The organism is Oceanospirillum linum, from assembly GCF_001995095.2.
GTDB classification, from domain to species: domain Bacteria; phylum Pseudomonadota; class Gammaproteobacteria; order Pseudomonadales; family Halomonadaceae; genus Oceanospirillum; species Oceanospirillum linum.
Genome location: NZ_MTSD02000009.1, coordinates 104,278 through 128,905, shown reverse-complemented (window position 1 = coordinate 128,905; position 24,628 = coordinate 104,278). Strand labels below are relative to the sequence as shown.

The window sequence follows — 24,628 nt, the reverse complement described above, 5'->3', positions numbered from 1 at the left end:
TAAACTCAACCAACCAGCTTAGCCAGAAAAAGAGCAAATAAAACAAGGAGTTAACCGTTGCTGGGAGACTTGCTCCGTGACAACGAGGGCGAATTATACGCACAAAACGGGACAGCACAACCCCCTTAATGCAAAAAGATTGAAAAAAATGATCTTTATTAAAAATAAAGCTACAGATTAAAAAGCCTGCCATGTACACAGAATGACAGCGGCAAGGCTACAGGCCTTTAAAAGTGGGGCTTCAGCAGGGTTTAAACCCTGATCCGATAGCTGAAGAGGTACGATTAGCGGCAGCATTAAAAAAGCCAGCTTCAAAAGGAAGCTGGCTTATATAGCGTGTGCTCTGTTACCCGCTGGCTTTAACTACGCTGAGCATAAGCATCAATCAGCGTTTCCTGCGCACTGATTTCTTCAGCATTTTCCTCTCGGTTAGCTGCCGCCGATAAATAGGACCCGTCTGTTTGCAGCATCCAGCTCTGGCAATTATCCAGCAGGTACGTCTCAAGGTCATTGATAACCCTTTGGGCCAATTTCTTGGCTGTAACAGGGAAACAGGTTTCAACCCGGTTGTAGAGGTTACGCTCCATTAAGTCAGCGCTCGCGCAGTAAACCTCTTCGTCACCACCATTCTCAAAATAGTACACGCGGGTATGCTCAAGAAAGCGCCCAACAATAGAGCGAACCGTTATGTTCTCTGAAACGCCATTAATACCAGGCCGCAAACAGCACATACCACGAATAATCAGGTCACACTGCACCCCTGCCTGAGAGGCTTTGTAGAGTGCCTTGATCATTTTTGGGTCGGTCAAAGAGTTACATTTAAAGACCAGCCGCCCCCCTTTGCCTTTCTGGGCCAGCTCAGCCTCCCGTTCAATTTTCTCCACCAACGTCTTCTGCAATGTAAAGGGCGCATGCAGCAGTTTTTTCATATTCAGGGTTTTACCCATACCCGAAAGCTGGAGAAAAACCTTGTGCACATCATCACAAAGCGCCGGATCACTGGTCAGCATACTGTAGTCAGTATAGAGCTTAGCCGTTTTTGCATGATAGTTACCGGTTCCAAGATGCGCATAGTGGCGAATTTTATTCCCTTCACGGCGAACGATATGCATCATTTTGGCATGGGTCTTATAAGCTACGACACCATAGATCACAACGGCGCCAGCCTCCTGCAACCGACTTGCCAGTTGTAGGTTGTCAGCTTCATCAAAACGCGCCCTCAGCTCGATAACAACCGTCACCTCTTTGTTGTTGCGGGCTGCATCAACCAGGGCGTCAACTATCTGCGAGTCGGCTCCGGTACGGTAGAGTGTCTGCTTGATCGCCAATACATCAGGGTCCCGGGCAGCCTCACGCAGCAGGTCAATAATGGGTGCAAACGATTCAAAAGGGTGCTGCAGCAAAATATCGTTTTGCTGCATCGCTTCCAGAATACTGCTTCCTCTACGCAAAGGCTTGGCGGTTCCTGGGGTAAAAAGCGGATACATCAGGTTTGGCCGGTCCAGCTCACCCATAACGGCCATCAGGCGGGTCAGGTTTACCGGGCCGTTAACCTTGTACAATTCATGCTCAGTCAGCCCAAACTGCAGTAACAGAACATCAATCAGTTCCTTGGGACAGTTATCCACCACTTCGAGTCGAACAGCATCACCATAGCGCCGGGAAAGTAACTCCCCTCTTAACGCGCTGGCCAGATCACTGACCTCTTCCGGGTCGACAATCAGGTCGGCGTTACGGGTCAGGCGGAACTGATAACAACCTTTCACCTTCATACCCGGAAACAGCTCTTCTGCGTGGGCGTGAATCATAGAAGAGAGGAAGACGAAGTTATCGCCTTCTTTATCAATTTCATCAGGTACACGGATCAGGCGAGGAAGTGAACGTGGCGCAGGAATAATGGCCAGACCACCTTCACGACCAAAGGCATCTTTACCTTCCAGAGAGACAATAAAGTTAAGACTCTTATTCACCAGGCGCGGGAACGGATGAGAGGGGTCGAGACCGATTGGGCTGATAACCGGCTGGATCTGGTCACGGAAAAAGTCTTTAACCCAGGCAGATTGCTTTTTGCTCCAGTCTGCCCGACGTAGAAAGCGAATACCCTCTTCTTCCATTGCAGGGATAAGCTTGTCATTCAGGATACTGTACTGACGCTCAATTTGCTCATGGCAGATCTCATTGATCTGGCGAATAACATCCTGAGGCATCAAACCATCGGCATCACTTTTTTCGCGACTAAAGGCAATCTGCCGTTTAAGGCCGGCAACACGGATTTCAAAGAACTCATCCAGGTTGCTGCTGAAGATCAGAAGAAACATCAGGCGGTTCAATAAAGGGTGTGAGGTGTCCAGAGCCTGCTCCAGCACCCGAATATTGAACTGAAGATGACTAAGCTCCCGGTTAATATAAAGTTCGGGGCTATCAAGGCTGATAGTGTTATCGGTTTCTCCCGCAGTTTTACCGCGGGTACCACTATCGGAGCGATTAATTCTCAAAATAGGTCTTCCTGTGCCGTCCTGGGCAAAATAATCCTCGGTCGAGGGTGGTACAGTTTCATTCGTTTGGTCCATGGGGTACTCTCCTTAGTTTTCACCGGCCCACCCTCGCTTCACTTAGTTTTGCAGAAGAATTGCTGCACGCTTGGCGAAATAGGTCAAAATCCCATCCGCACCCGCACGCTTCATACACACAAGGGATTCCAGAGTCACGGCTTCTTCTGAAAGCCAGCCATTCTGGAATGCCGCCATGTGCATCGCATATTCACCACTAACCTGATAAACAAAGGTCGGCACTTTTAATTCAGTTTTTACACGATGAACAATATCCAGGTACGGCATACCTGGTTTAATCATCACCATATCCGCACCTTCAGCCAGATCCAGAGCCACTTCATGTAGGGCTTCATCAGAGTTAGCCGGGTCCATCTGATAGCTGAATTTATTACCGCCACCCAAATTGCCCGCCGAACCAACCGCATCACGGAAAGGCCCATAATAGGCAGAAGCATATTTAGCGGCGTAAGCAAGAATGCGGGTATTCACCAGATTTTCCTGCTCCAGAACACTGCGGATGGAACCGATACGGCCATCCATCATATCCGAAGGTGCAACAATATCTGCCCCGGCTTCGGCGTGAGACAAAGCCTGTTTCACCAAGGTCTCAACGGTTCTGTCATTCAGCACATAGCCGCGCTCATCCAGAATACCGTCCTGACCGTGAGTTGTGTATGGATCCAGAGCAACATCGGTAATGATACCGAGTTCCGGGTACTTATCTTTCAGCGCTTTAACGGTGCGCTGAACAAGACCACCGGCATTAAAGGCCTCTTCAGCAAACTCACTTTTAGCATCCGGGGACAACACAGGAAAAAGTGCGATTGCAGGAATTCCTAAAGCAACCAGCTCTTTGGCTTCTTTCAACAACAGATCAAGACTCAGACGCTCGACCCCAGGCATAGAGGCGACAGCTTCCCGGCGATTTTCGCCATCTAAAACAAAAACAGGATAGATAAGATCATCAACACTCAGGCGACTTTCCCGCATGAGTCGACGGGAAAAGTCATCGGCCCGCATACGACGCATTCGGGTTGCCGGAAATAAACGCTGGCTGGGATTAAACACTGTGCTTTACACTCCACCAAAAAGGAGAATCACCTGCCTCTTTAAAGTATCCATTATCAATATGACAAAAATATTTCAAAAAAGCAGAGTCCGTCATTAACTTATCAGGTCAATGGTCACGCTCTGCCGCTATAAAATCAAGTGGACAAACTTAAAGCCTGACCATGGAACCCTTTTTTAAGATTCAGATCATACATCAGAGTTCCCTGAATCAGATAAACCACACTAATATTACCGGCATCTATTATTTTGCCCCAAGGTTCCCCCGATGGAAGAGTCCACCATTCGTCTTACTGTGTTTTTAAGCCTGATATTTATCCTCGGGATTGCCCAGAAGTTATTTCCCCGACGCAAACCGACCCAGTCTCAACCCAAGCGCTGGCTGACAAATTTTAGCCTTGTTATTCTGGACAGCCTGATTGTCAGACTGACACTCGGATTGTTACTACCGGTAATCGTCGCAAACTGGGCCCAGGAACAAAGCATAGGTCTATTCAATATGGTGAGTGCACCCTACGCACTGGCAGCCGTGATATCTGTCTTTTGTCTGGATGCTCTGATTTACTGGCAGCACCGCATTTTTCATCGGATACCTGTACTGTGGCGGTTACACCGGGTTCATCATTACGATGCCGATTACGACTTATCCACAGCATTGAGATTTCACCCCATTGAAATTCTTCTCTCTGTTATGGTCAAAAATACCGCCATTATTCTATTGGGTGCTCCGGCAGCCGCCGTTATTTTGTTTGAGGTTATTCTCAACGGAATGGCGCTATTTAATCACGCCAACCTTGCTCTGCCGGAAAAAGCCGACCGCATCCTGCGCCGCTTTATTGTCACTCCTGACATGCACCGAGTGCATCATTCGATCTACAGTAATGAGATGCACAGCAACTTTGGCTTTAACCTAAGCATCTGGGACAGATTGTTCTCAAGTTATGTCCCTCAGCCCAAAGATGGCCACAAAAAGATGAGAATAGGTCAACCGGATGCTGGGAAATTACCAACGAACAGCCTAGTCTGGTTGTTAGGCTCGGCACTGAAACAACCGCTAAAAAAGTAAAGGGTCCGGTTGCTCACCAGTCTTCATTCACAGTGCACCCGCTCTTGGAGCCCTGTTTTATAAAACCAATAACATTGATCAGAAAACTGATCTGAAGGAGTCCGCGATGAACAAAAAGAAAATTGCCGTTATTCTATCCGGTTGCGGCGTATTTGATGGCGCCGAGATTTTCGAGGCAACTCTGACATTACTGCATCTTGATCGTCATAATATCAATGTAACCTGCTTTGCTCCTGATATAGCGCAACATCATGTGGTCAACCATCGAACCGGAGAAGAGATGATTGAGACGCGCAATGTGCTGACCGAGGCCAGCCGTATCAATCGTGGTGAGGTATCGCCTTTACAGGAAGCGGATCCCGATGAATTCGATGCCATTGTTGTTCCGGGTGGGTTTGGCGTGGCTAAAAATTTATCTGACTTTGCCTTTAAAGGCGGAGAGTGTGATGTCTATGAGCCTTTTGCAGAACTGCTCCGGGCGTTCCATGCACAGAAAAAACCTATTGGAATGATCTGCATTGCACCCGTTTTAATTCCAAAAATTCTGGGTAAGGGCGTCAGCTGCACCATAGGTCGTGATGCTGCCGCTTCAGGTGAGATCGACAGCATGGGTGGAATTCACATCGGCTGCAATGTAGACGGAATCGTAGTGGACCATGAGCACAAAGTCATCACGACACCTGCCTATATGGAAGCACAACGCATCTCTGAAGCAGAAAAAGGGATTTCAGCTCTGGTTGAGAAAGTGATCAGCCTGTGCTGATCACACCATACGAGGCTTTTTCACCTGAAGCGCCTGAATCCCCCACAGGGTTGCCGGGTTAACGGCAACCTGATCCTTCTGGGTGCAGGTTGCCCGGATCATAAACTCCCGAATCCCTGTATTACGCCGACGGGGGTTCAGAAACACACTACCGTCGGCCTTACGTACACTCGCTACTAAAGGCTCTTTTGGGCTTTTTGTACGACCAACGACCACGGCCAGCTCACCATTCTGCAACTTCACATAAACACCAGGGGGATAGAGACCCAGTTCATGTACAAAAATCGTTGTCAGTCGCTCATCAACACTCTGACCCCGTTGAACAAAAAGCTCCCTGAGTGTTGCTTTATAGGAGACCGGCTCACGATATGGCCTTGGCGTCACCATGGCGCAATAAACATCCGATAACGCAATAATCTTAGCCTCAATCGGCAACACATCGGCTTTCAAACCACGGGGATAACCACTCCCGTCCGGGCGCTCGTGATGAGACTTCACCAGCTTTAACCAGCAGTCATCCTGCACACCAGCAGAGCTAAGCATGGCAGCACTAACCTCAGGGTGCTTCTCAATCACCTCCCGCTGCTGCTCCGTCAGTGGTTTACGCTGCTGATGCAGTCTCACCTGATAAGCATTCATGGCGATATTACCGGTAAGCGCAGCTGCCAGCATAGAAAGCTTCTTCTCCTGCTCAATCCCCAGTCGGAGTGCGATAACTTCACACAGAATAGCACTCTGGACAGGGTGCAGAATATGGTAGGGAAAGCTATCCATCAGGTGTACAGCCCCAATCATTGCATCTGCATCATGAGCCACCAAGCCCTGGAGGTAGGTCACAATACCCATCGTACGCTTATAAACAGCATCCTCAGGCGGGTTCTCTTTTTTCTCGATATACTGAAATAATTCTGACAGGCGTAAACAAAGATCATCAAACTCTGCAAAAGGGTTAACCTGGCGATTAAAAGTCACCGGTTTAAGAGTTTCGTTCTTCTCGTCATCATCATCGATTTCACGGGCATATAATCCTACCCGCATCAGGATATCGCGCTGCCGCTCAGTTCGAATCACAGAACCTTTGGCCATCAGCAGCTTGCCAAACTCATCGTAAACCGGCCAGGGGACAGGCTGATTGACTACAAGCTCGTCTGCTGAGATTGAGCTAAGCTCAAAATCCTTCATGATCATAGACTTACTTCCTAACGGGCCTGCAGGCCACTAAAAGCGTTCATCCTTGTAGATCTGTTCAATGTAATCACCGCCACAACGCAGCTCACCGAACCAGTCAAGAAATCGTTCAATCTGTTCTTCCGGGAAAATAGAGCCATGCTGAGGAACAATCATTTTTATATCCATCTGCCTCACCTGCTCAACCCAGCGGGCGCATACTTTATTACTGTGCATATAACGCTTATGAAAGCCTTCCATATAAGGCAGATGAGCATCGAAATCTTCAACAAACATCGTACGCTTACCGGGAGGAAAGATAGCCGCCCCAATATCGCCGGAGAAGAGAATTTTGGACCGGCTGTCGTAAATACTGAAGTTACCTTCACTGTGTAAAAAATGAGCAGGGATCATGGCAATGTAGTCCCCTGTGTCCAGGCTGATGCGGCCACCACCATCCGGCACAGCAACAACACGCTCAACATCTTCCATCCCAAAGTGAGACACAAAGTGCAGCCACAATCGGGAGATCAGCAGATCCGCATCGGTTGTTTTCATCCAATATGGAATTGAAGAGCACACATCCGGGTCCTGATGCGTCGCAAAAAGGTAGCGAATCTGACGCGGGTTAATAACCCGCATAATGTTCTCCAGCACATGATGAAAAACATAAGTACCACCCGGGTCAAAGAAATACCCCTTGTCGTTGTTTACCACCAGGCATTGATTGGTTTGCACAAAAGAATCAGCACCCTCCTGCTCCTCCCAACCAAACCAAACCACCTGATGCTCATCATCCTCAAACAGGATTTTGCTCTCGTCTAACCGGGTAATCTGTTCAGACATCGCACACCTCTTTCTTATTGTTTTACACAGGAATGTCTATCACGACAGTGCATTATCATAGATCTGATCGATCAGGTCGGTGCCGCACTCAAGCTGCTCCAACCAGTCAAAAAACTGCGTAATATGCTCTTTAGGAATAATCGCGCCATGCTGGGGAACAATCCGGTCAATATCCAGGTCACGGACGCTGGCCACCCAACGGCGAGTCGCAGCATTGTTTCCCATATAGCGCTTATGAAAACCTTCCATATATTTCAGATGAGTATCCCAATCCTCTACTTCCAGGTAGCGCTCACCCGTAGGGAAAACGGCAGCGCCAATATCACCAGAGAAAAGAGTCTTTGAGCGTGTATCGTAGAAACAGAAATTCCCCTCACTATGCAAAAAATGAGCAGGCAGAAGCTTAATATATTCATCATCCATCAGGCGGATCTGCTTACCGCTATCTTCAATAGCAACAAGACGCGAGTTATCGCTAAAGCCAAAATGAGATACAAAGCGAATCCAGAGACGGGAAACCAGAAGTCTGGCATTGGTGGCTTTCAGCCAGAGGGTAATTGATGACAAGACATCCGGGTCCTGGTGAGTTGCCAGAATATAGCGGATCTGACTCAGAGGGACGTATTTATTCACCTCCGCAGCGACATCAGAAAAAATAAAAGCCCCGCCCGGATCGAACAGATAGGCATTGTCGGCATTTATGACCAGTAACTGATTAGATTGTACGAGAGATTCATGTTCATGATCTTCCCAGCCAAACCAGATCACCTGATGATCATCATCTTCGTAGAGGATTTTACTCTGATCAACCATGATCAAAATATCCTTATTATCAAATGGAGAGGACCGGCACGTTACTAAACGGTTTACCGGTTTAAAGCTGTGATGCTGCCAATAGTTAAAAACGCAGCCATGCAAAAGAGAGTCACTCAAAAACAGGTAACTGCCGCAGGGGTCTATTTAAGACCAGATAGGGAGAAATTTACTTGATCTGAAACAAGAGAGGAAAGCTATAAGAAATATCTTACAGCTACAGGTCTTTAATCTTACATTTTGAAGGGTTATTACCCTGAACAAAAAACCGCTTACTCCGGTTTTTTGTCCGAAGTCTCATCGGTGGCTGCTGCCGCCTTTTCAGCAGAGCGTCTCACCAACCGGGACATCATGATTCCCAACTCAAACAGCAACCACATAGGCAAAGCCAACAAGGTCTGAGAGATAACATCAGGCGGGGTCAGCAACATACCAATCACAAAACAGAAGATCACAACATAAGGGCGCTTTTGCGCAAGGGATTCAACGGTTGTAATACCCGTCCAGACTAAAATAAAAGTGGCCACAGGAATCTCAAACGCCACACCGAAAGCGAAAAATAGCTTCAGAACAAAATTCAGATAAGAGTTAATATCCGTCATTACCGCAATATCGGTGGGGCCAGCGGATGTGAAAAAGGCAAAGATTAGAGGAAAAACCACATAGTAAGCAAAAACGGCACCGGAATAGAAAAGCACGACACTGGATGCAAGAAGCGGCATCGCAATTTTTTTCTCATGCTTATAAAGCCCCGGCGCAATAAAGCTCCATACCTGATAGAGCACATAGGGAATCGCAGCAAACAGCGCTGTCACAAGGGTCAGTTTAAAAGGCGCCAGAAACGGAGATGCCACCTCTGTTGCAATCATCTGAGTTCCCGGCGGTAAAAGCGCACGCAGAGGCTCAGAAACGATCAGGTAAAGCTCATTAGAAAAGGGGTACAAGGCTAAAAATGCCACCAGAATCACAACCACCGAGCGCAAAAGCTTCCCTCTAAGCTCGATCAGATGTTCAATTAGAGGGGCGTGCTTACCCTCTTCTGGAATAACCGGCGGAAGCTGCGGTGATTCGTTTTGAGTCATAACTAGCCTTTTTGATTGGAAGCAGCAGATTTATCAGAAGGCTCTGCAGAGGATTCAGGTGAAACCGGCGTTGATCCAAACGGGCCTTCATCCTCAGGACGCACCTGAACCGTCGGTGTTTCTGTGTCAGCAGCAGCCTGACCGGAGTTAACAGGCTCACCGGATGAAGCAGGTTGCGGGCCGGTACTATCGGTAATGGTCTGCTCCTGCTTACGCAGTGTTTCTTCCAGCTTGCGGCGATTCTCTTCCAGCTGTTTCTGCATCTCTTCCATGTGCAGCTGCTGATTGACCTCCTGCTGAATTGAGCTAAGCCCCTGCTTGATACGGCCAATCCACATACCCGCCGTGCGGGCAGCCTTTGGCAAACGCTCCGGGCCCAGCACTAAAAGTGCCAGAATACCGATGACGATAAGTTCAAAAAAACCAATATCAAACATGTGCGGGGCTCACCCAGTTACTTTTTCTGTTCTGTTTTTTCAGCAGTGCTGTCGATCACCTGATCCGCTTCTTTCTTCTCGATTGAAGCCTGGTCTTCTTTATTTTCAGCGTCTTTATCAGGGTTGTTGACCGCTTCTTTGAAACCCTTAACGGCACCGCCCAGATCACTACCGACATTGCGCAGTTTCTTCGTTCCAAAAATCAGAATAATAATGCCCAGAACAATCAGTAACTGCCAAATGCTGATACCACCTAACATAGTGTTTACTCCCGTAAGTTCAAAACTAACACCCGGAGTGTTAGCCACTGAAATCAGTGTTTATTCTTGTTTCTTTCCTGCTGTCTCCGGCCTTCTTATTCAGATTCGGAAACGTCAGAAGCAGATTACTTCTGGCGGGATGCTTTCTCTTCAATACCTGACATACCAAACCGGCGCGCCAGCTCATCAATAACCGCCTGTGGCGACTGCCCCAGGTGGGACAATGCAACCAGGCTGTGAAACCACAGATCCGCTGTTTCATAAACGACATCACTTACATCACCGGAACGCTCAGCGTCTTTTGCGGCAATAATGGCTTCTGTGGCCTCTTCGCCAATCTTCTCCAGAATCTTATTCAGGCCTTTATGATGGAGCTGTGCAACATAAGAGGTATCCGGATCAGCATCACGACGCTCCGCTAGAATATCACCCAATTGTTGCAATACATCACTCATCAGATTCAGCCTTATCCTGTAATTTTTTATATGAATGCAGCCTGACATGCTGCACTAAAATTTAATTATAGCGCCCTAAATATCTGTTTTCTAAATGGTTGTTAACAGCCATTCAATGAATCCCGGCGACGCTCAAGCATAATAGAATTTTTAACCACGCACCATGCCTAAAAAAGCAGCACATTCACCTGTCTTGCCTGCGTTTATCGACGCACCAGAAAGAAAACCCCCAGCAACATCAACACCTGAGCGTCCACAGAAAGCTGTTGCAGCCAGGGCAAGCCATCGCTGGCAACAAAAACACCGGAAATCAGCAACAACCAGCCCAGCGAAGATGATTTCTTCCTGCTTCGGGCTTTAGAGCTATGAACCAGCTCCTGAAGCAACGCTTCCTGCCTGAGCTGACGCTCCTCGGTTTTACGCACCTGATCCAACGCACCATAAATCATATTTGGCAACTCAGGCGCCTGCTCCATCCAGTCCGGGAACTGGGTACGGATGTTTTTCCAGACACCTTTTGGCCCCATCCTTTCCTTCATCCAGTTTTCCAGATAGGGCTTCGCTGTACTCCAAAGATCCAGATCCGGATAAAGCTGACGCCCCAGCCCTTCAATGTTGAGTAATGTCTTCTGCAGAAGCACCAGCTGTGGCTGCACCTCCATATTGAAACGACGGGCGGTCTGAAACAGGCCCAACAGCACCTGACCAAAAGAGATCTCTTTCAGAGGTTTCTCAAAGATGGGTTCGCACACCGCACGAATTGCTGTGGCAAACTCATTGACCCGGGTTCCTTCACCCACCCAGCCGGATTCGATATGCAACCGCGCTACTTCGTAATAATCCTGACGGAAAAAAGCCAGCAGATTGCGGGCCAGATAATGCTGATCTTCTTCAGAAAGGCTGCCAACAATACCGCAATCGATGCCGATATATTGTGGATCATGGGGCGTCTTATCAGAGATAAAAATATTGCCGGGATGCATATCGGCATGAAAGAAGTTATCCCGGAATACTTGGGTAAAGAAAACCTCAACCCCTCGTTCCGCCAACTTTTTCATATCGGTGCCATTGGCAATCAATGCATCAACCTCTGCCACCGGAATACCGTAGATCCGTTCCTGCACCATCACATTTTTACGGGTCAGCTCCCAATAAACCTGTGGTACATAAAGCGCCGGTGAGCCTTCAAAATTCCGGCGTAGCTGGGAGGTGTTCGCAGCTTCTTTCTGCAGATCCAGCTCATCAAAAAGCGTCGACTCGTAATCTTTAACAATGGCCACCGGGTGTAACCGGCGCGCTTCCGGCACCCAATAATTCAGACTGTAAGCCAGGGTATAAAGCAGTTTGATATCTTTCTTCAGAATACGGCGAATGCCAGGGCGAATCACTTTCACTACGACCTGTTCGCCTGTATTCATCTCGGCAGCATGTACCTGAGCCATGGAGGCAGAGGCCATCGGCTCGCGCTCGAAGGTTCTGAAAAGCTCATTAACGGATTGCCCAAGAGAGGTCTCGATCTCTTTTACAGCCACACTGCTGGCAAAAGGAGGCACCTGATCCTGTAGCTTTTTCAGTTCATCCGCCACATCATCCGGCAGCAGATCCCGCCGGGTAGAGAGCATCTGACCAAACTTGATAAAAATAGGCCCCAGTTCCTCCAGGGCTAAGCGCAAACGCTCGCCACGGCTTTTCTTACCCACCGGCAAGAGCCGCATCGGATTAAGGCGTAGCAGGAGGACTAAGAACCAAGGCAAACGCTCTTCCGGAATCAGGCTGTCTAAGCGGTAACGACTGAAGACAAAAATAATTTTAAACAGACGAAGCAGACGGGACACGGTGACTCCGGTTTAAGAATAGGGTTCAGACGGGGATTGAACGCCGTGTGTTGTAGACAATACCTGCACCTGTTGCTGCAAGCGTTCAACCCGGGCACTCAGACGATCAACATAACGGCGCGTACTCAGTACATCACCAGCAAAGCTCTTCTGCTCTGTTCCGGCGGGTAACAACGCCAATTCATACTGCAGATACTCCTGCCAGTCCAGTTTTGCCGTCTCGCCAAAAGACAAACGCCAGCGCGATATGGCCGTTAAGGGCGTGCTGAGTATTGCGGTAGGGACGACACCGATCCATCTCTCGCTGGCGGACGCAAAATCAAGATCCAGCGCCGACAACATCTGCTGTAGTTTACGCACTAATCCAGCATCACCACGCAATGTTAAAGCACCTTCAAAAAGAAGTGCTTCACGGCGATCACCCGCCAGCATAAAGCGGACAAAATCATTCAGACTGCCATCGACTTCAGCATCAACCTTCAGGTCTGAACCCGACAATTCAGCATCGACAGCATTATCCAATTCAAAAGACACACCCTGCTCCGATGGCCAGATCAGCACAGCCATCTCAGGCTGGATACAGCGTACCCGAATCACCTTTCCAGCCATCAAGCCCAGCTGAGCAATAGCGGTCGCATCACGCTTCAGAAGAGGGTTAATCAACTGCTCGGCGCTTTCAAGAGCCCCGTGCAGCAATATTCTGCCAGGTTGTGCGAAGGTCATATCAGAGTTTAATACCACGATGCAGTGCCACAACACCGCTGGTCATATTATGGTATTCAACCCGTGACAACCCGGCATCCTCCATCATACCTTTCAGCGTTTCCTGATCCGGGTGCATACGAATCGACTCTGCCAGATACCGGTAGCTTTCTGAGTCATTTGTGACCAGCTTGCCCATAAATGGCAGGGCAGTAAACGAGTACGTATCGTAGATCTTACTCATGACCGGATTGGTTGGCTTGGAGAACTCCAGAACCAACAGGCGACCACCGGGTTTAAGAATACGTGTCATCGAACGCAACGCTTTGTCTTTATCCGTCACATTGCGCAGACCAAAGGCGATGGTGATGCAGTCAAAGGTATTGTCCGGGAACGGCAGACACTCAGCATTCGCCTGAACAAACTCGACATTGCCGCTGCAGCCTTTATCCAGCAATTTATCACGACCTACTTTCAGCATAGAGTCATTAATATCAGCCAAAACAACGCGGCCATCTTTACCCACCAAACGCGAGAACTTCAGGGTCAGATCTCCGGTACCACCGGCAATGTCCAGAACAGCATTTCCCTGACGCACACCACTCATCTCAATGGTCATGCGCTTCCAGAGGCGATGGATTCCCATGGACATTAAGTCATTCATCAGATCATATTTAGCAGCAACTGAGTGAAATACCTCAGCAACCTTGCCTGCTTTCTCTTCAACACCCACTTGCTGATAACCGAAGTGGGTGGTTTGATTTTCCTTTTCTGACTCGGACATGACACAACCTTTGCTTTCAAAATTGGCGACATTGTAAACCGGTCTGACAGGTTTGTCTTTGTCTGACCGCTGGATCCCATGCGCTAACAGCCCAACCTTATAATTGTCTGATGGAGATCAGTGCAGGTTCACGGCTGGCTCCCGCCTCTTCGATACGTCGCAGATAATCTTTCCAGAACGCCTCTTTATGCAAGCCCAGCTCATAGAGGTACTCCCAGGCATAAAGGCCGGAATCATGACCATCATCAAAGCAGACTTTGATGGCGTAACTGCCGGATGGCTGAATATCCAGAATACGCACATCTTTTTTACCTGTCTGCAGGGTTTCCTGACCTGCACCATGTCCGCGCACTTCGGCTGATGGCGAGTAAACCCGCAAAAGCTCAGCCTCCAGCTCAAGTTTAGTACCATCGGCATAACTGAGCTCAAGAACGTTTGTCGATTTGCGATAGTTAATGTTGCTAGGTACAGATGTCGCTTTACTACTCATCGTTATATCCTCAATCGGTTAGCCTATGATTGATCAGATCAAAACGAAAAATCTCAGACTACAAACAAAAAAGCCGGCTGAAAACAACCGGCTTAACCATCAGGGTTCGGGGCTTACAGAATAAAACGACTCAAGTCTTCATCCGTTGCCAGGTCGTTCAGCTGTTTGTTCACATAGTCCTTATCGATAACAACTTTTTCCTGAATATCAGCAGCTTCATAAGAGATGCTTTCCAGCAGACGCTCCATCACAGTGTGTAAGCGGCGGGCACCAATATTCTCCGTTCCTTCATTCACCTGGTAAGCGATCTCGGCGATACGGCTGATCCCATCTTCGGTAAATTCAATCTCAAGGCCTTCCGTTTTCATCAGTTCCTGATATTGAACAGTCAGTGCCGCGCTGGGTTCAGTCAGAATGCGTTTAAAATCATCCGGCGTCAGGGCGCTTAACTCAACCCGGATCGGCAAACGGCCCTGTAACTCAGGGATCAGATCAGAGGGCTTACTCAGATGGAATGCGCCGGATGCGATAAACAGGATATGGTCTGTCTTCACCATACCGTGTTTAGTAGAAACTGTACTGCCCTCAATCATCGGCAGCAGGTCACGCTGAACCCCCTCCCGGGATACATCTGCACCACCTGACTCGCCACGCTTGGCAACTTTATCAATCTCATCAATAAAAACGATACCGTTCTGTTCAACTGCATCAATAACCTGAGACTTGAGTTCATCTTCATTGACCAGTTTGGCAGCTTCCTCATCTGTCGCCTGCCGCAAGGCATCTTTCACCTTTAGTTTGCGGGTTTTAGTGCGCTCATTAGACAGATTAGAGAACATACTCTGAAGCTGGCTGGTCATCTCCTCCATACCCGGAGGTGCCATGATCTCAACACCCACCTGAGGCGCGGCAACATCGATCTCGATCTCTTTGTCGTCCAGATCACCTTCCCGTAGCTTCTTGCGGAACACCTGACGAGTCGAACTATCCCGTGCAGGCTCCTCTTCACCAAACCCAGCACGTGCAGGTGGCAGCAAGGCGTCAAGAATACGCTCTTCGGCAGCCTCTTCAGCGCGAAAACGAACACGCTTAACCTCTTGCTCCCGCAACATCTTCATCGCCATATCCGTCAGGTCACGGATGATGGTTTCCACATCGCGTCCGACATAACCGACTTCTGTAAACTTGGTCGCTTCAACCTTGATAAAAGGTGCATTCGCCAGCTTAGCCAGACGACGGGCGATCTCGGTTTTACCAACACCGGTAGGACCGATCATCAGAATATTTTTTGGCGTCACTTCACCACGCAGCTCAGGGTCCAGCTGCATACGACGCCAGCGGTTACGCAGGGCGATTGCCACAGCACGCTTGGCATCAGCCTGACCAACGATAAAACGGTCAAGTTCGGAAACAATTTCACGAGGTGTCATCTGAGACATAACAGCTACTCTTTTAAATTTTGAAGTTCAGTTTCTGATGCCCTGTTGCCGATATCACTGGCTACCATCAGGGCGAGTTCATCACAATATTCTGTCAACAACCTACCAGGACAGCTCTTCGATCGTTGGTGAGTGATTGGTAAAGACACAGATATCACCCGCCATTTGCAGGCTCTTCTCGACAATCTCCTGAGCACTCAGCTCAGTATTTTCGTGTAACGCGCGGCCAGCGGCCAATGCAAAGTTGCCGCCAGAGCCAATAGAAACCACACCATGCTCAGGCTCAACCACATCACCGGTGCCGGAGATAATCAGCGTCGCTGTATGATCAGCCACAATCAACATCGCCTCCAGGCGTCGCAAAGCGCGGTCGGTGCGCCAGTCTTTCGCCATCTCAACCGCAGCACGGGTCAGCTGTCCGGAGTGTTTCTCCAGCTGTGCTTCAAAGCGCTCGAAAAGAGTGAACGCATCCGCCGTGCCTCCGGCAAATCCCGCCAGCACCTGGTTACGGTACAGACGACGTACTTTGCGCGCATTACCTTTCATTACGGTATTACCCAGAGAAACCTGACCGTCACCGCCCAGTACTACCTGATTATCACGTCGCACAGCTACAATCGTTGTCATCTGTTACTCCAAATTGAGTTGAAAAGGCTTAACACCTCATCAAAAAATACTCGCTGGCCTGCCTTTCCTAACAAAAGGAGATATCGCAAAAAAAAACAGACCCGCCTGAAAACTATTGAAAAGGTGCACCACCTTAATGAACCATTTTAGATGGTGGTAACGCGGAATAATTTCAAGTTTAAAACCAGGCCAACTGAGAATAAAGTAAGGCGATATCAATGAAAAAAGCTGTCAATCCACTCAGACAGAGCAATTAACAGCCTTATTTTATGCCGCAGTTTTTATAAGATAATTATAACTACTGGGGTGGTAAGCGAATCAATAGTGACTGAATATTCTGACGCGCCATTGCATCCTGCGCCATATTCAATTTACGGCGATCTTTGAAAGGCCCTATCCGAACCCGATGCCAGGTACCACTATCGGTGGTAATACTGGATATCATCGCCTGATAACCATCTGATTTCAGCTTCGTACTCAATCGCTCAGCATCCGAAATGGCACGGAACGAGCCAACCTGCAAAATATATTCAGGGAGGTTTTCTGCATCCCGGGGTGTGGATTTATATTCTTCTACGGTATCAGTAACGACCTCTTGCTGAGGCAGCAGGTTGTAAAAGTCAAAGCGCTTTCGCTCTTCACTCTGAGGCGCATCCTCTTCAGCGGCACTCTCCGCGGAGGCCGCCGGAACAGCTGCCATGCGAGGAGCAGGAGTAACCGGATCTTCATCCAGCCACTCCGACAATCCAAAACCCAGCACCACGCCAAAAATCAACCAGCTCCATGGCGGTAGCTCACGGCGAGCCGGGGCAGCTTCCTCTTCCTGTCGAGGAGAAGCACCACCCCTTCTTGACGATTTTTGAGCAAAATCCCGGCTCATAATACTTACATCTCCTCAGGTGCACTCACACCCAACAGCCCCAACCCATTAGCCAACACCTGACCAACCGCCTCACTGAGCGCCAGACGGGCATTACGGATTTCAGCATCGTCTTCCAGCACTTTCAGGGCGTTGTACCAGGTATGAAAATCAGATGCTAAATCCTTCAGGAACTGAGCCATAACATGGGGTTCATAATTTAATGCACAGTTTTCCAGAACCTCCGGATAACGGGCCAGCGCAACCATAAGATCTTTCTCATAATCACTATCCAGTTTTTCCAGTGCAGCCAGACCGGCAGACTGATCAAAACTCCAGCCATGCTCCGCCAGTTTACGCATAACACTGCAAACCCGCGCATGGGCATACTGAATATAATAAACCGGATTGTCCTTGGACTGGGATTTTGCCAGATCCAGATCAAAGTCCATATGCTGGTCAGATTTGCGGCTCACATAGAAGAAACGGGCCGCATCATTGCCCACTTCACCCCGTAGCTCCCGTAAGGTGACAAAAGAACCGGAACGTGTCGACATCTGAACCCGCTCAGAACCCCGGTAAAGAATAGCAAACTGCACCAGACGAAAATCCAGCTTCTCCAGCGGATAACCCAGCGCCTGACATACCGCCTTCAGACGAGGCAGATAACCATGATGATCAGCACCAAAGACGTACAGCAGTTTGTCAAAGCCACGCTCAAACTTATTGTGCATGTAGGCGATATCTGAGGCGAAATAAGTGGTCATGCCATTATCACGCACCACACAACGGTCTTTGTCATCTCCAAACGCAGTAGAGCGGAACCACTGAGCACCGTTCTCTTCATAGATATGGCCTGCGTCGGTCAGCTTTTTCAGTGCAGTTTCAACATCGCCACCACGGGTCAGGGAGCGCTCAGAGAACCATTCCTGATAGCGAACACCAAACTCACCCAGATCCTGCTCGATATCACCGCGGATATCTTCCAGAGCAATATCAAACACTTGTTCGTAGGTTTCAGTCCCCAGCAGTGCTTTCGCCTGGGCGATCAGGCCATCGATATGCAGCTCTTTATCACCACCCTGAGGCTCGTCCGCAGGGACTCCGGCAAACACGTCAGCCGCATCGCGGATCAGGCTGTCAGCAAACTGGTCCTGTACCTTCTTGGCGATATCCAGAATGTAACCGCCTTTATAGCCGTTGCTTGGGAAATCAAAAGCAATACCCTTCATTTCCAGATAGCGAAGCCATACACTGGTCGCCAGAATATCCATCTGACGACCGGCATCATTGACATAATATTCACGATGAACATCAAAACCCGCTGCGGCCAGAAAATCAGAAACCGTTGCACCATATGCTGCACCACGGCCATGACCAACGTGAAGAGGGCCGGTCGGGTTCGCCGAAACAAATTCCACCTGAATCTTCTGATTGCCACCTGCATTGCTCAAACCAAAGCTTTCTTTCTGGGAAAGAACATCAGCAACAACCGCTGTGATCGTCGCGGCACTGGCAAAAAAGTTAATAAAGCCAGGGCCTGCAATATCAACCTGAGTCACATTGCTGCTTTCCGGCAACGCATCAACCAGTTTCTGAGCCAGGTCCCGGGGTGCGCAGCCTGCTGGTTTTGCCAGCATCAGTGCAATATTCGTCGCAAAATCACCATGGGCCTTATCTTTGGTGTTTTCCACCATGATTCGGGGTGACAGATCCGCAGGCAGGATCTCCTGCTGCTTCAGAGAGTCGATGGCACCAGCAATTAATTCAGCAATATGTTCTTTCATTTCAATCCGGATCTGCTAAGCAAGAAGTTTACCGCCCGAAGCCAACTTAAAGACTTCGACCCACTCATAATCAATAACCCGACATTATCATCTTTATTCCCGCGTCTGTTAACCATAAAACGATGCTTTTCGGTAATAAGTGCCGGCTATTTTTTCACAATCACCCTCAGGTTGTTAAATCAGCTCCTGGGGGTCTACATCAAGTGACCAACGTACCTTGCGCTGCAGCGGGTGACGATTTATCAGCTCCAGCAGACATGAGATACCCTGATGCAAAGGTCCGCGCCGATCACAAATCAGCCAGATCTGCATATGATAGCGGCCAAAACGCCGCTCCATCGGGGATGGCACAGGCCCTGTTACCTCCAGCCCTTCAATCTGAGACGTTACCGGCGCGGCAGCCTGCACAACATCCGTCAGAAAGCCGGATACCAGATCACTCTGGTTAGCCTCCGCCCGAATAATCGCCATAAAAGAATAGGGCGGCAGCAAGGTGTCTTTTCGTTCCTCAAGCAAACAGCGGGAAAATTCACTGTAATCGTGCTGAGCCAATAGCTTTAACAATGGATCATCCGGGCGATGGGTCTGCACAACAACCTTACCCTTACGTCGCTCACGACCTGCACGACCGGCGACCTGTGTCAGCAACTGACCCATGCGCTCCAGTCCCCGAAAATCAGAGCTGTAAAATCCTCCATCGGCATCCAACACCACGACCAGTGAAACCCCCGGAAAATGATGCCCCTTCGCCAACATTTGAGTCCCCACCAACACACAGGGTTCCTCTGTATTTACCCTGGCCAGCAACTTCTCCATCATGCCTTTTTTACTGACCGTATCCCGATCCACACGAAAAACCGGCCAGTCTTTAAATGCCTGTTCAAGGGTTTCTTCCATCCGCTCGGTGCCTGACCCCACAGGTTTTAGTTCAGAGTTAAAACACTTAGGGCATTGATGGGGAATAGCACTAACACTATCACAATGGTGGCAATGCAGACGTGGCGGCTCCCGGTGCAGGGTCATGCGGGCATCACAGAAGGGACAATCGGAAACCCAGCCACAGTCATGACACATCAATGCCGGAGCAAACCCCCGGCGATTGATAAAAGCCAGCACCTGACCTCCCTGCTCGAGGTGAGTGCGCATCACCTGCAATAGGCCGCCATCAATGCCGTTGGTCAGCTTCTTATTTTGAATATCATGCAGATAGATATCCGGCAGCTGTACACTGCTCCCCACCCTCTGAGTCAGCTTCAGCCATTGAAAACGCTTTTCTGTCGCATTGTGCAGCGTTTCCAGGGAGGGAGTCGCCGAGCCAAGAACAACCGGACAGCTCAACATTTTACCCCGGACAATCGCCAGATCCCGTGCAGAGTAGCGGATGCCATCGCCTTGCTTATAGGAAGCATCATGCTCCTCATCCACGACAATTAACCCGAGGTCTTTAAAAGGAGTGACCGCCGCTGAACGGGTCCCGATCAACACACCTGCGCGACCATCTCTTGCCAACAGCCAGGCATCCAGACGCTCTTTATCATTCAGGCCGGAGTGAAGCGTCATTACAGGAACAGAGAAGCGCTTCTTAAATCGGTTAACAGTCTGGGGAGCAAGGCCGATCTCAGGTACCAGAACCAGCACCTGGCGCCCCTGCTTTAATACAGCTTCTATTACCTGCAGATAAACTTCAGTTTTACCACTGCCCGTCACCCCCTCCAGAAGGAAAACCTCCGATTGACCAAGCTGTCCTGTAACCTCACTAACCACATGCTTCTGGTCATCATTTAACTGAAGCGGTATTTCAGCCAATACTGAAGGTGTTTCGTGGTCACGACCTTCCAAATGGCGGGATTGCAGGTAACGCTCAGCCAAGCCTTTGTCTTCAAGGGCTGCCATCTGAGTGGATGTAAAGCCGAGGGATCGCAGCATTGTGGCCGCCACCGGCTGCTGGTGCTTTTGCAGTGCCCGCAATAGCTCTGCCTGCTTAGGCGCGCGGTGCATCTTTTCCGGCTCCAGAGCCCGGCCACTCTGAGTTGCCATCCAGTAGGTTTCTTCCTGAATATGAGCCGCCGCCCCCTGCCTTAAAGGCGCGGGCAACATCATACTGATCACTTCACCCACCGGGCCATGACAATATCGTGCCAGCCATTTGGCTAAAGCCAGCTGATGATCATCCAGCAACGAAGCATCATCTATCACCTCCGTCAGAGGTTTGAGTTTTTCCAGAGGAATATCAGGACTAACCTGGCGGGCCATGACGACACCTACCAGGGTTCTATTGCGATAAGGCACTCGCACCCGAGCGCCCAGAGGCAAATAAGTATTCTGTAAATTCGGCGGTAAAATATAGTCAAAACAGCGCGTTAACGGCACAGGTAACGCAACGCGAATGACCGGTGGCTCATCATCAAATAATGAGTGCATGCTTACCTCTTGCCTCAGAAAAAAACTCTGCTATTATGCCTCACCTTCTTATAAGGCTCATCCTATTAAGATGTTTCTGTCGCAGACAGTTGCATCGCTATGGTCGTGGTCAACACGGTATAGCAGAAATGCCTGCAAAGAATAACCGGTTAACAGCCCCTGAACGGTGCCTGGCAAGACCAGGTGGCGGTTCAAACTTATTGAGGTTTTCGAAAATGAAACAAGGTATTCACCCAGAGTACAACGAAGTAACTGCAACCTGCAGCTGTGGTCACACTTTCCAACTGCGTTCTACGCTGGCTAAGCCACTGCACCTGGACGTTTGCTCTCAGTGTCACCCTTTCTACACCGGTAAGCAGAAGCAAGCTTCTACTGGTGGTCGTGTAGATCGCTTCAAGCAGCGTTTCTCAAGCCGTATCAAGAAGAGCTAAGCCTTCTTATCCGGACCAAAAAGCAGCTACGGCTGCTTTTTTTGTGCCTGGCATTTTATGCCTGCTAAGAACCCGAAGCACACACCAGAACCACTGCCCCACCCCTTCTTCTCCAGAAAAAACACATATCAAATCGGCAATAACGGTACTGACCGGATAGTTCCTGTAGTCCGATTTCTACCAAACGGGCCCTTCAGGATGCAAAAGTGGCAAAAATAGCCCTTTATTCTACCTACAAGTTGGCACTCAGAAATAACAGTAGTCAAATTACAACATTATGATTTCGATAGTGTTTTTCCTCATAAAACTGCATTCTTTTTGTAAAAAAAGTTCTTTGACTTTTGTTTAATATCCGCCTTGTTCGGCTGGTTTTTTTTCTATATGCTCTGAAAGTGCTAAACCCTAACAACCGGAACTTTTCTAATGTCAGACGAAATGAAAAAAGCAGCGCTGGATTACCATGCTAACCCTACTCCAGGCAAATTAAGTGTGGAAATCAGCAAGCCTGCTGAGACCGCGCGTCACCTATCTCTTGCTTATAGCCCTGGTGTTGCAGAGCCTGTACGCGAGATCGCAAAAGACCCGGAAAACGCATACCGTTACACGGGCAAAGGCAACCTGGTTGCTGTAATTTCTGATGGTTCTGCGATTCTGGGCCTGGGTAACCTTGGCCCTCTGGCCAGTAAGCCTGTTATGGAAGGCAAAAGCCTTCTGTTTAAACGTTTTGCAAACATCAACTCCGTTGATATCGAAATCAACGCCGAAAGCCCACAAGCTTTCATTGATACCGTTGCCCGTATTGCTGACACCTGGGGTGGTATCAACCTGGAAGATATCAAAGCGCCTGAGTGCTTTGAAATTGAACGCACCCTGATCGAACAGTGCGATATTCCGGTCTTCCACGATGATCAGCACGGTACAGCTATCGTAACAGCAGCGGGTATGCTGAACGCCCTGGAAGTTCAGGGCAAATCTATTGAAGAAGCTAAAGTCGTTTGTCTGGGTGCCGGCGCAGCTGCCGTTGCCTGCATGAAGCTTCTGATCAGCTGTGGCGCTAAAATCGAAAACATCTACATGCTGGATCGCAAAGGCGTTATCCACACTGGCCGTGATGATCTGAACCAGTACAAAGCGATGTTCGCTAACGATACAGACAAGCGTACTCTGGACGACGCCATTGACGGAGCAGATGTATTTGTCGGCTTGTCAGGCCCTAACCTGCTGGGCGCTGAGCAACTGGCGAAGATGGCTCCTAAGCCGATCGTATTTGCCTGCTCTAACCCTGATCCGGAAATCAGCCCTGAGCTGGCCAATGCAACCCGTGATGATCTGATCATGGCCACTGGTCGTTCTGATTACCCGAACCAGGTGAATAACGTACTGGGCTTCCCGTTCATTTTCCGTGGTGCCCTGGACGTTCGCGCCAGCCGTATCAACGAAGAGATGAAAGTTGCTGCAGTTCATGCTCTTAAAGATCTGGCGAAACAACCTGTGACTCAGGAAGTAATCGACGCTTACGACGGCATCAAGCTGGAATTTGGCCCTGCCTACATCATTCCAAAGCCAACAGACTCCCGTCTGCTGGGTGCAGTATCATCAGCAGTCGCTAAAGCAGCTGTTGACTCCGGTGTTGCACGCCTGCCTTACCCAGAGCACTACCCTCTGTAAGACAGCTTATAAAATAAAGCACCTGATATTCAGGTGCTTTTAAGCTTGAAAATGTCCTATCGACATTTGTTCCGGCACAAAAAAACGGCACCTCACAAGGGTGCCGTTTTTCGTTGTGAGATATACCATTATAATTTAAAAATAATTCAATACGTTTCAGCGTATCCCAGAACATGCCCACCTTCATCAGCAGCTAATAAACACTGAATATTTCCCACAGCTATTTCAGTATAATAATTTATTTCTTTTGGATTATTTATTTCAGGGTTTACCTGATAAGAAGAAACCCCGTAATATGGAATCTTAGGCTCAAAAACGATGTAAGTCCTGATAGACTTTTTTAATTTCTTCGCGACATCTACTGAAACATCATTAAGAATAATTATTGGATCAAACACCCCTTTACCTACATATATCGAACGCCCTCTCACATTCAGAGAGTCCTCATACAACACCCTAACCTTTTTATCAACCTTATCTACCACAACCTCTTTACCATATGCATTAGATGCGACATATGAACCAGAAACCTTTGAATCAATATCCAACATAGCAATCGGATAGGTACTCCTAACTGAACGGTGTGACTTACCACTATCAGCTAAAAACCTAAAAACAAGCCTTTCAAAACCATTACCCCAATTAACTGAGAAAAACTCTTTTGTCATTTCGTTTGAATGTATATGAACCTCTTTCTTATCAGCATCATATTTTATAAGACTTTCATCTCTCTCAAGCTCAACAATCACAGTATCACTAATACTTTCAGACAATAAATCAAGCTTTTTTTCATACTCTGCCGTCGTTTCATACTCTCCTTTCTTCTTAGGAAACTTAGATAAATACGACCAATAATCATCAATTGATATCGCATCGACAGTTCCACCAGAATAATTAGAGCACTGCATAGATTTTCGCTCACCCTCCAGGCTACCTAATCTATCAGGAGAATCTAAACTGGATGTTTTTTTAGCCCCATTTTCTTTCACACTAGCAGGAACACAGCCCAATAAAAAAACAAAAGGAATAACAAACAAAAACGCTCTCATATCAAATCTCTAAAACCAATAAAATAA

Annotated in this window: 23 protein-coding genes; 4 read left to right on the top strand and 19 right to left on the bottom strand. The window is 48.6% G+C overall.

Features of this window, described 5'->3' with window-relative positions; genetic code table 11:
* Positions 1 to 359: 359 nt before the first annotated feature.
* On the bottom strand, positions 360 to 2,570 hold the full coding sequence (gene ppk1, locus BTA35_RS15485) for a polyphosphate kinase 1 (RefSeq protein WP_078320720.1): 2,211 nt from the start codon (positions 2,568 to 2,570) through the stop codon (positions 360 to 362).
* 42 nt (positions 2,571 to 2,612) lie between these two features.
* The gene (gene hemB / locus BTA35_RS15480) at positions 2,613 to 3,581 is read right to left on the bottom strand and encodes a porphobilinogen synthase (RefSeq protein ID WP_078320719.1); all 969 of its coding nucleotides are present in this window, start codon (positions 3,579 to 3,581) and stop codon (positions 2,613 to 2,615) included.
* Positions 3,582 to 3,888: 307 nt separating this feature from the next.
* Between hemB and BTA35_RS15475 the strand changes: the two genes are divergently transcribed.
* Positions 3,889 to 4,686 carry a sterol desaturase family protein gene (locus BTA35_RS15475; RefSeq protein WP_078320718.1) on the top strand — a complete coding sequence of 266 codons (798 nt, stop codon included), beginning with the start codon at positions 3,889 to 3,891 and terminating at the stop codon, positions 4,684 to 4,686.
* A gap of 106 nt (positions 4,687 to 4,792) precedes the next feature.
* Entirely contained in the window at positions 4,793 to 5,449 is a 657-nt protein-coding gene (elbB, locus tag BTA35_RS15470; RefSeq protein ID WP_078320717.1) for an isoprenoid biosynthesis glyoxalase ElbB, read from the top strand.
* Here elbB and BTA35_RS15465 read toward each other — a convergent pair whose 3' ends face one another.
* The 16 genes from BTA35_RS15465 to BTA35_RS15390 form a co-directional block, all read right to left on the bottom strand.
* Complete coding sequence (locus tag BTA35_RS15465; protein WP_078320716.1) at positions 5,450 to 6,637, bottom strand: HD-GYP domain-containing protein; 1,188 nt, start codon at positions 6,635 to 6,637, stop codon at positions 5,450 to 5,452.
* Between the two features lie 30 nt (positions 6,638 to 6,667).
* Positions 6,668 to 7,462 carry an oxygen-binding di-iron domain-containing protein gene (locus tag BTA35_RS15460; protein ID WP_078320715.1) on the bottom strand — a complete coding sequence of 265 codons (795 nt, stop codon included), beginning with the start codon at positions 7,460 to 7,462 and terminating at the stop codon, positions 6,668 to 6,670.
* A 39-nt stretch (positions 7,463 to 7,501) separates the two neighbouring features.
* Entirely contained in the window at positions 7,502 to 8,275 is a 774-nt protein-coding gene (locus BTA35_RS15455; RefSeq protein WP_078320714.1) for an oxygen-binding di-iron domain-containing protein, read from the bottom strand.
* Between the two features lie 272 nt (positions 8,276 to 8,547).
* Complete coding sequence (tatC, locus tag BTA35_RS15450; protein WP_078320713.1) at positions 8,548 to 9,357, bottom strand: twin-arginine translocase subunit TatC; 810 nt, start codon at positions 9,355 to 9,357, stop codon at positions 8,548 to 8,550.
* Positions 9,358 to 9,359: 2 nt separating this feature from the next.
* Positions 9,360 to 9,794 carry a Sec-independent protein translocase protein TatB gene (gene tatB / locus BTA35_RS15445; RefSeq protein WP_078320712.1) on the bottom strand — a complete coding sequence of 145 codons (435 nt, stop codon included), beginning with the start codon at positions 9,792 to 9,794 and terminating at the stop codon, positions 9,360 to 9,362.
* 17 nt (positions 9,795 to 9,811) lie between these two features.
* Complete coding sequence (gene tatA / locus BTA35_RS15440; protein WP_078320711.1) at positions 9,812 to 10,054, bottom strand: Sec-independent protein translocase subunit TatA; 243 nt, start codon at positions 10,052 to 10,054, stop codon at positions 9,812 to 9,814.
* Positions 10,055 to 10,179: 125 nt separating this feature from the next.
* The gene (locus BTA35_RS15435; protein ID WP_078320710.1) at positions 10,180 to 10,509 is read right to left on the bottom strand and encodes a phosphoribosyl-ATP diphosphatase; all 330 of its coding nucleotides are present in this window, start codon (positions 10,507 to 10,509) and stop codon (positions 10,180 to 10,182) included.
* Positions 10,510 to 10,712: 203 nt separating this feature from the next.
* Positions 10,713 to 12,344, bottom strand: coding sequence for a ubiquinone biosynthesis regulatory protein kinase UbiB (gene ubiB / locus BTA35_RS15430; RefSeq protein ID WP_078320709.1), 1,632 nt, complete (start codon positions 12,342 to 12,344; stop codon positions 10,713 to 10,715).
* A 12-nt stretch (positions 12,345 to 12,356) separates the two neighbouring features.
* Positions 12,357 to 13,067 (bottom strand): ubiquinone biosynthesis accessory factor UbiJ, encoded by a 711-nt coding sequence (locus tag BTA35_RS15425; protein ID WP_078320708.1) that lies wholly within the window; start codon positions 13,065 to 13,067, stop codon positions 12,357 to 12,359.
* Position 13,068: 1 nt separating this feature from the next.
* Positions 13,069 to 13,830 (bottom strand): bifunctional demethylmenaquinone methyltransferase/2-methoxy-6-polyprenyl-1,4-benzoquinol methylase UbiE, encoded by a 762-nt coding sequence (gene ubiE / locus BTA35_RS15420; protein WP_078320707.1) that lies wholly within the window; start codon positions 13,828 to 13,830, stop codon positions 13,069 to 13,071.
* A gap of 97 nt (positions 13,831 to 13,927) precedes the next feature.
* Entirely contained in the window at positions 13,928 to 14,320 is a 393-nt protein-coding gene (locus BTA35_RS15415) for a gamma-butyrobetaine hydroxylase family protein (protein ID WP_078320706.1), read from the bottom strand.
* A gap of 113 nt (positions 14,321 to 14,433) precedes the next feature.
* Complete coding sequence (gene hslU / locus BTA35_RS15410) at positions 14,434 to 15,759, bottom strand: ATP-dependent protease ATPase subunit HslU (protein ID WP_078320705.1); 1,326 nt, start codon at positions 15,757 to 15,759, stop codon at positions 14,434 to 14,436.
* Positions 15,760 to 15,861: 102 nt separating this feature from the next.
* Entirely contained in the window at positions 15,862 to 16,386 is a 525-nt protein-coding gene (hslV, locus tag BTA35_RS15405) for an ATP-dependent protease subunit HslV (protein WP_078320704.1), read from the bottom strand.
* Positions 16,387 to 16,684: 298 nt separating this feature from the next.
* A complete protein-coding gene (locus BTA35_RS15400) occupies positions 16,685 to 17,266 on the bottom strand; it encodes an SPOR domain-containing protein (RefSeq protein ID WP_078320703.1) in 582 nt (193 codons plus the stop codon).
* A gap of 5 nt (positions 17,267 to 17,271) precedes the next feature.
* Positions 17,272 to 19,032 carry an arginine--tRNA ligase gene (gene argS, locus BTA35_RS15395; protein ID WP_078320702.1) on the bottom strand — a complete coding sequence of 587 codons (1,761 nt, stop codon included), beginning with the start codon at positions 19,030 to 19,032 and terminating at the stop codon, positions 17,272 to 17,274.
* Positions 19,033 to 19,206: 174 nt separating this feature from the next.
* Positions 19,207 to 21,453 carry a primosomal protein N' gene (locus BTA35_RS15390; protein WP_078320701.1) on the bottom strand — a complete coding sequence of 749 codons (2,247 nt, stop codon included), beginning with the start codon at positions 21,451 to 21,453 and terminating at the stop codon, positions 19,207 to 19,209.
* 215 nt (positions 21,454 to 21,668) lie between these two features.
* Here BTA35_RS15390 and rpmE point away from each other — a divergent pair, with 215 nt between their 5' ends.
* On the top strand, positions 21,669 to 21,884 hold the full coding sequence (gene rpmE / locus BTA35_RS15385; protein WP_078320700.1) for a 50S ribosomal protein L31: 216 nt from the start codon (positions 21,669 to 21,671) through the stop codon (positions 21,882 to 21,884).
* A 423-nt stretch (positions 21,885 to 22,307) separates the two neighbouring features.
* Complete coding sequence (locus BTA35_RS15380; protein ID WP_078320699.1) at positions 22,308 to 23,552, top strand: malic enzyme-like NAD(P)-binding protein; 1,245 nt, start codon at positions 22,308 to 22,310, stop codon at positions 23,550 to 23,552.
* 146 nt (positions 23,553 to 23,698) lie between these two features.
* On the opposite strand, the gene BTA35_RS15375 is transcribed toward BTA35_RS15380, so the two are convergent.
* On the bottom strand, positions 23,699 to 24,601 hold the full coding sequence (locus BTA35_RS15375; RefSeq protein WP_078320698.1) for a hypothetical protein: 903 nt from the start codon (positions 24,599 to 24,601) through the stop codon (positions 23,699 to 23,701).
* Between the last annotated feature and the right edge of the window lie 27 nt (positions 24,602 to 24,628).

Bases quoted from the DNA above. Each gene is read 5' to 3' on its own strand.
- argS (WP_078320702.1), bottom strand. From the start codon at position 19,032: ATGAAAGAACATATTGCTGAATTAATTGCTGGTGCCATCGACTCTCTG.
- rpmE (WP_078320700.1), top strand. From the start codon at position 21,669: ATGAAACAAGGTATTCACCCAGAGTACAACGAAGTAACTGCAACCTGC.
- tatA (WP_078320711.1), bottom strand. From the start codon at position 10,054: ATGTTAGGTGGTATCAGCATTTGGCAGTTACTGATTGTTCTGGGCATT.
- BTA35_RS15400 (WP_078320703.1), bottom strand. From the start codon at position 17,266: ATGAGCCGGGATTTTGCTCAAAAATCGTCAAGAAGGGGTGGTGCTTCT.
- hslV (WP_078320704.1), bottom strand. From the start codon at position 16,386: ATGACAACGATTGTAGCTGTGCGACGTGATAATCAGGTAGTACTGGGC.
- BTA35_RS15455 (WP_078320714.1), bottom strand. From the start codon at position 8,275: ATGGTTGATCAGAGTAAAATCCTCTACGAAGATGATGATCATCAGGTG.
- hslU (WP_078320705.1), bottom strand. From the start codon at position 15,759: ATGTCTCAGATGACACCTCGTGAAATTGTTTCCGAACTTGACCGTTTT.
- elbB (WP_078320717.1), top strand. From the start codon at position 4,793: ATGAACAAAAAGAAAATTGCCGTTATTCTATCCGGTTGCGGCGTATTT.
- BTA35_RS15475 (WP_078320718.1), top strand. From the start codon at position 3,889: ATGGAAGAGTCCACCATTCGTCTTACTGTGTTTTTAAGCCTGATATTT.
- BTA35_RS15425 (WP_078320708.1), bottom strand. From the start codon at position 13,067: ATGACCTTCGCACAACCTGGCAGAATATTGCTGCACGGGGCTCTTGAA.
- BTA35_RS15435 (WP_078320710.1), bottom strand. From the start codon at position 10,509: ATGAGTGATGTATTGCAACAATTGGGTGATATTCTAGCGGAGCGTCGT.
- hemB (WP_078320719.1), bottom strand. From the start codon at position 3,581: ATGCGTCGTATGCGGGCCGATGACTTTTCCCGTCGACTCATGCGGGAA.
- BTA35_RS15390 (WP_078320701.1), bottom strand. From the start codon at position 21,453: ATGCACTCATTATTTGATGATGAGCCACCGGTCATTCGCGTTGCGTTA.
- tatC (WP_078320713.1), bottom strand. From the start codon at position 9,357: ATGACTCAAAACGAATCACCGCAGCTTCCGCCGGTTATTCCAGAAGAG.
- BTA35_RS15380 (WP_078320699.1), top strand. From the start codon at position 22,308: ATGTCAGACGAAATGAAAAAAGCAGCGCTGGATTACCATGCTAACCCT.
- ppk1 (WP_078320720.1), bottom strand. From the start codon at position 2,570: ATGGACCAAACGAATGAAACTGTACCACCCTCGACCGAGGATTATTTT.
- tatB (WP_078320712.1), bottom strand. From the start codon at position 9,794: ATGTTTGATATTGGTTTTTTTGAACTTATCGTCATCGGTATTCTGGCA.
- BTA35_RS15460 (WP_078320715.1), bottom strand. From the start codon at position 7,462: ATGTCTGAACAGATTACCCGGTTAGACGAGAGCAAAATCCTGTTTGAG.
- ubiE (WP_078320707.1), bottom strand. From the start codon at position 13,830: ATGTCCGAGTCAGAAAAGGAAAATCAAACCACCCACTTCGGTTATCAG.
- BTA35_RS15415 (WP_078320706.1), bottom strand. From the start codon at position 14,320: ATGAGTAGTAAAGCGACATCTGTACCTAGCAACATTAACTATCGCAAA.
- BTA35_RS15465 (WP_078320716.1), bottom strand. From the start codon at position 6,637: ATGATCATGAAGGATTTTGAGCTTAGCTCAATCTCAGCAGACGAGCTT.
- BTA35_RS15375 (WP_078320698.1), bottom strand. From the start codon at position 24,601: ATGAGAGCGTTTTTGTTTGTTATTCCTTTTGTTTTTTTATTGGGCTGT.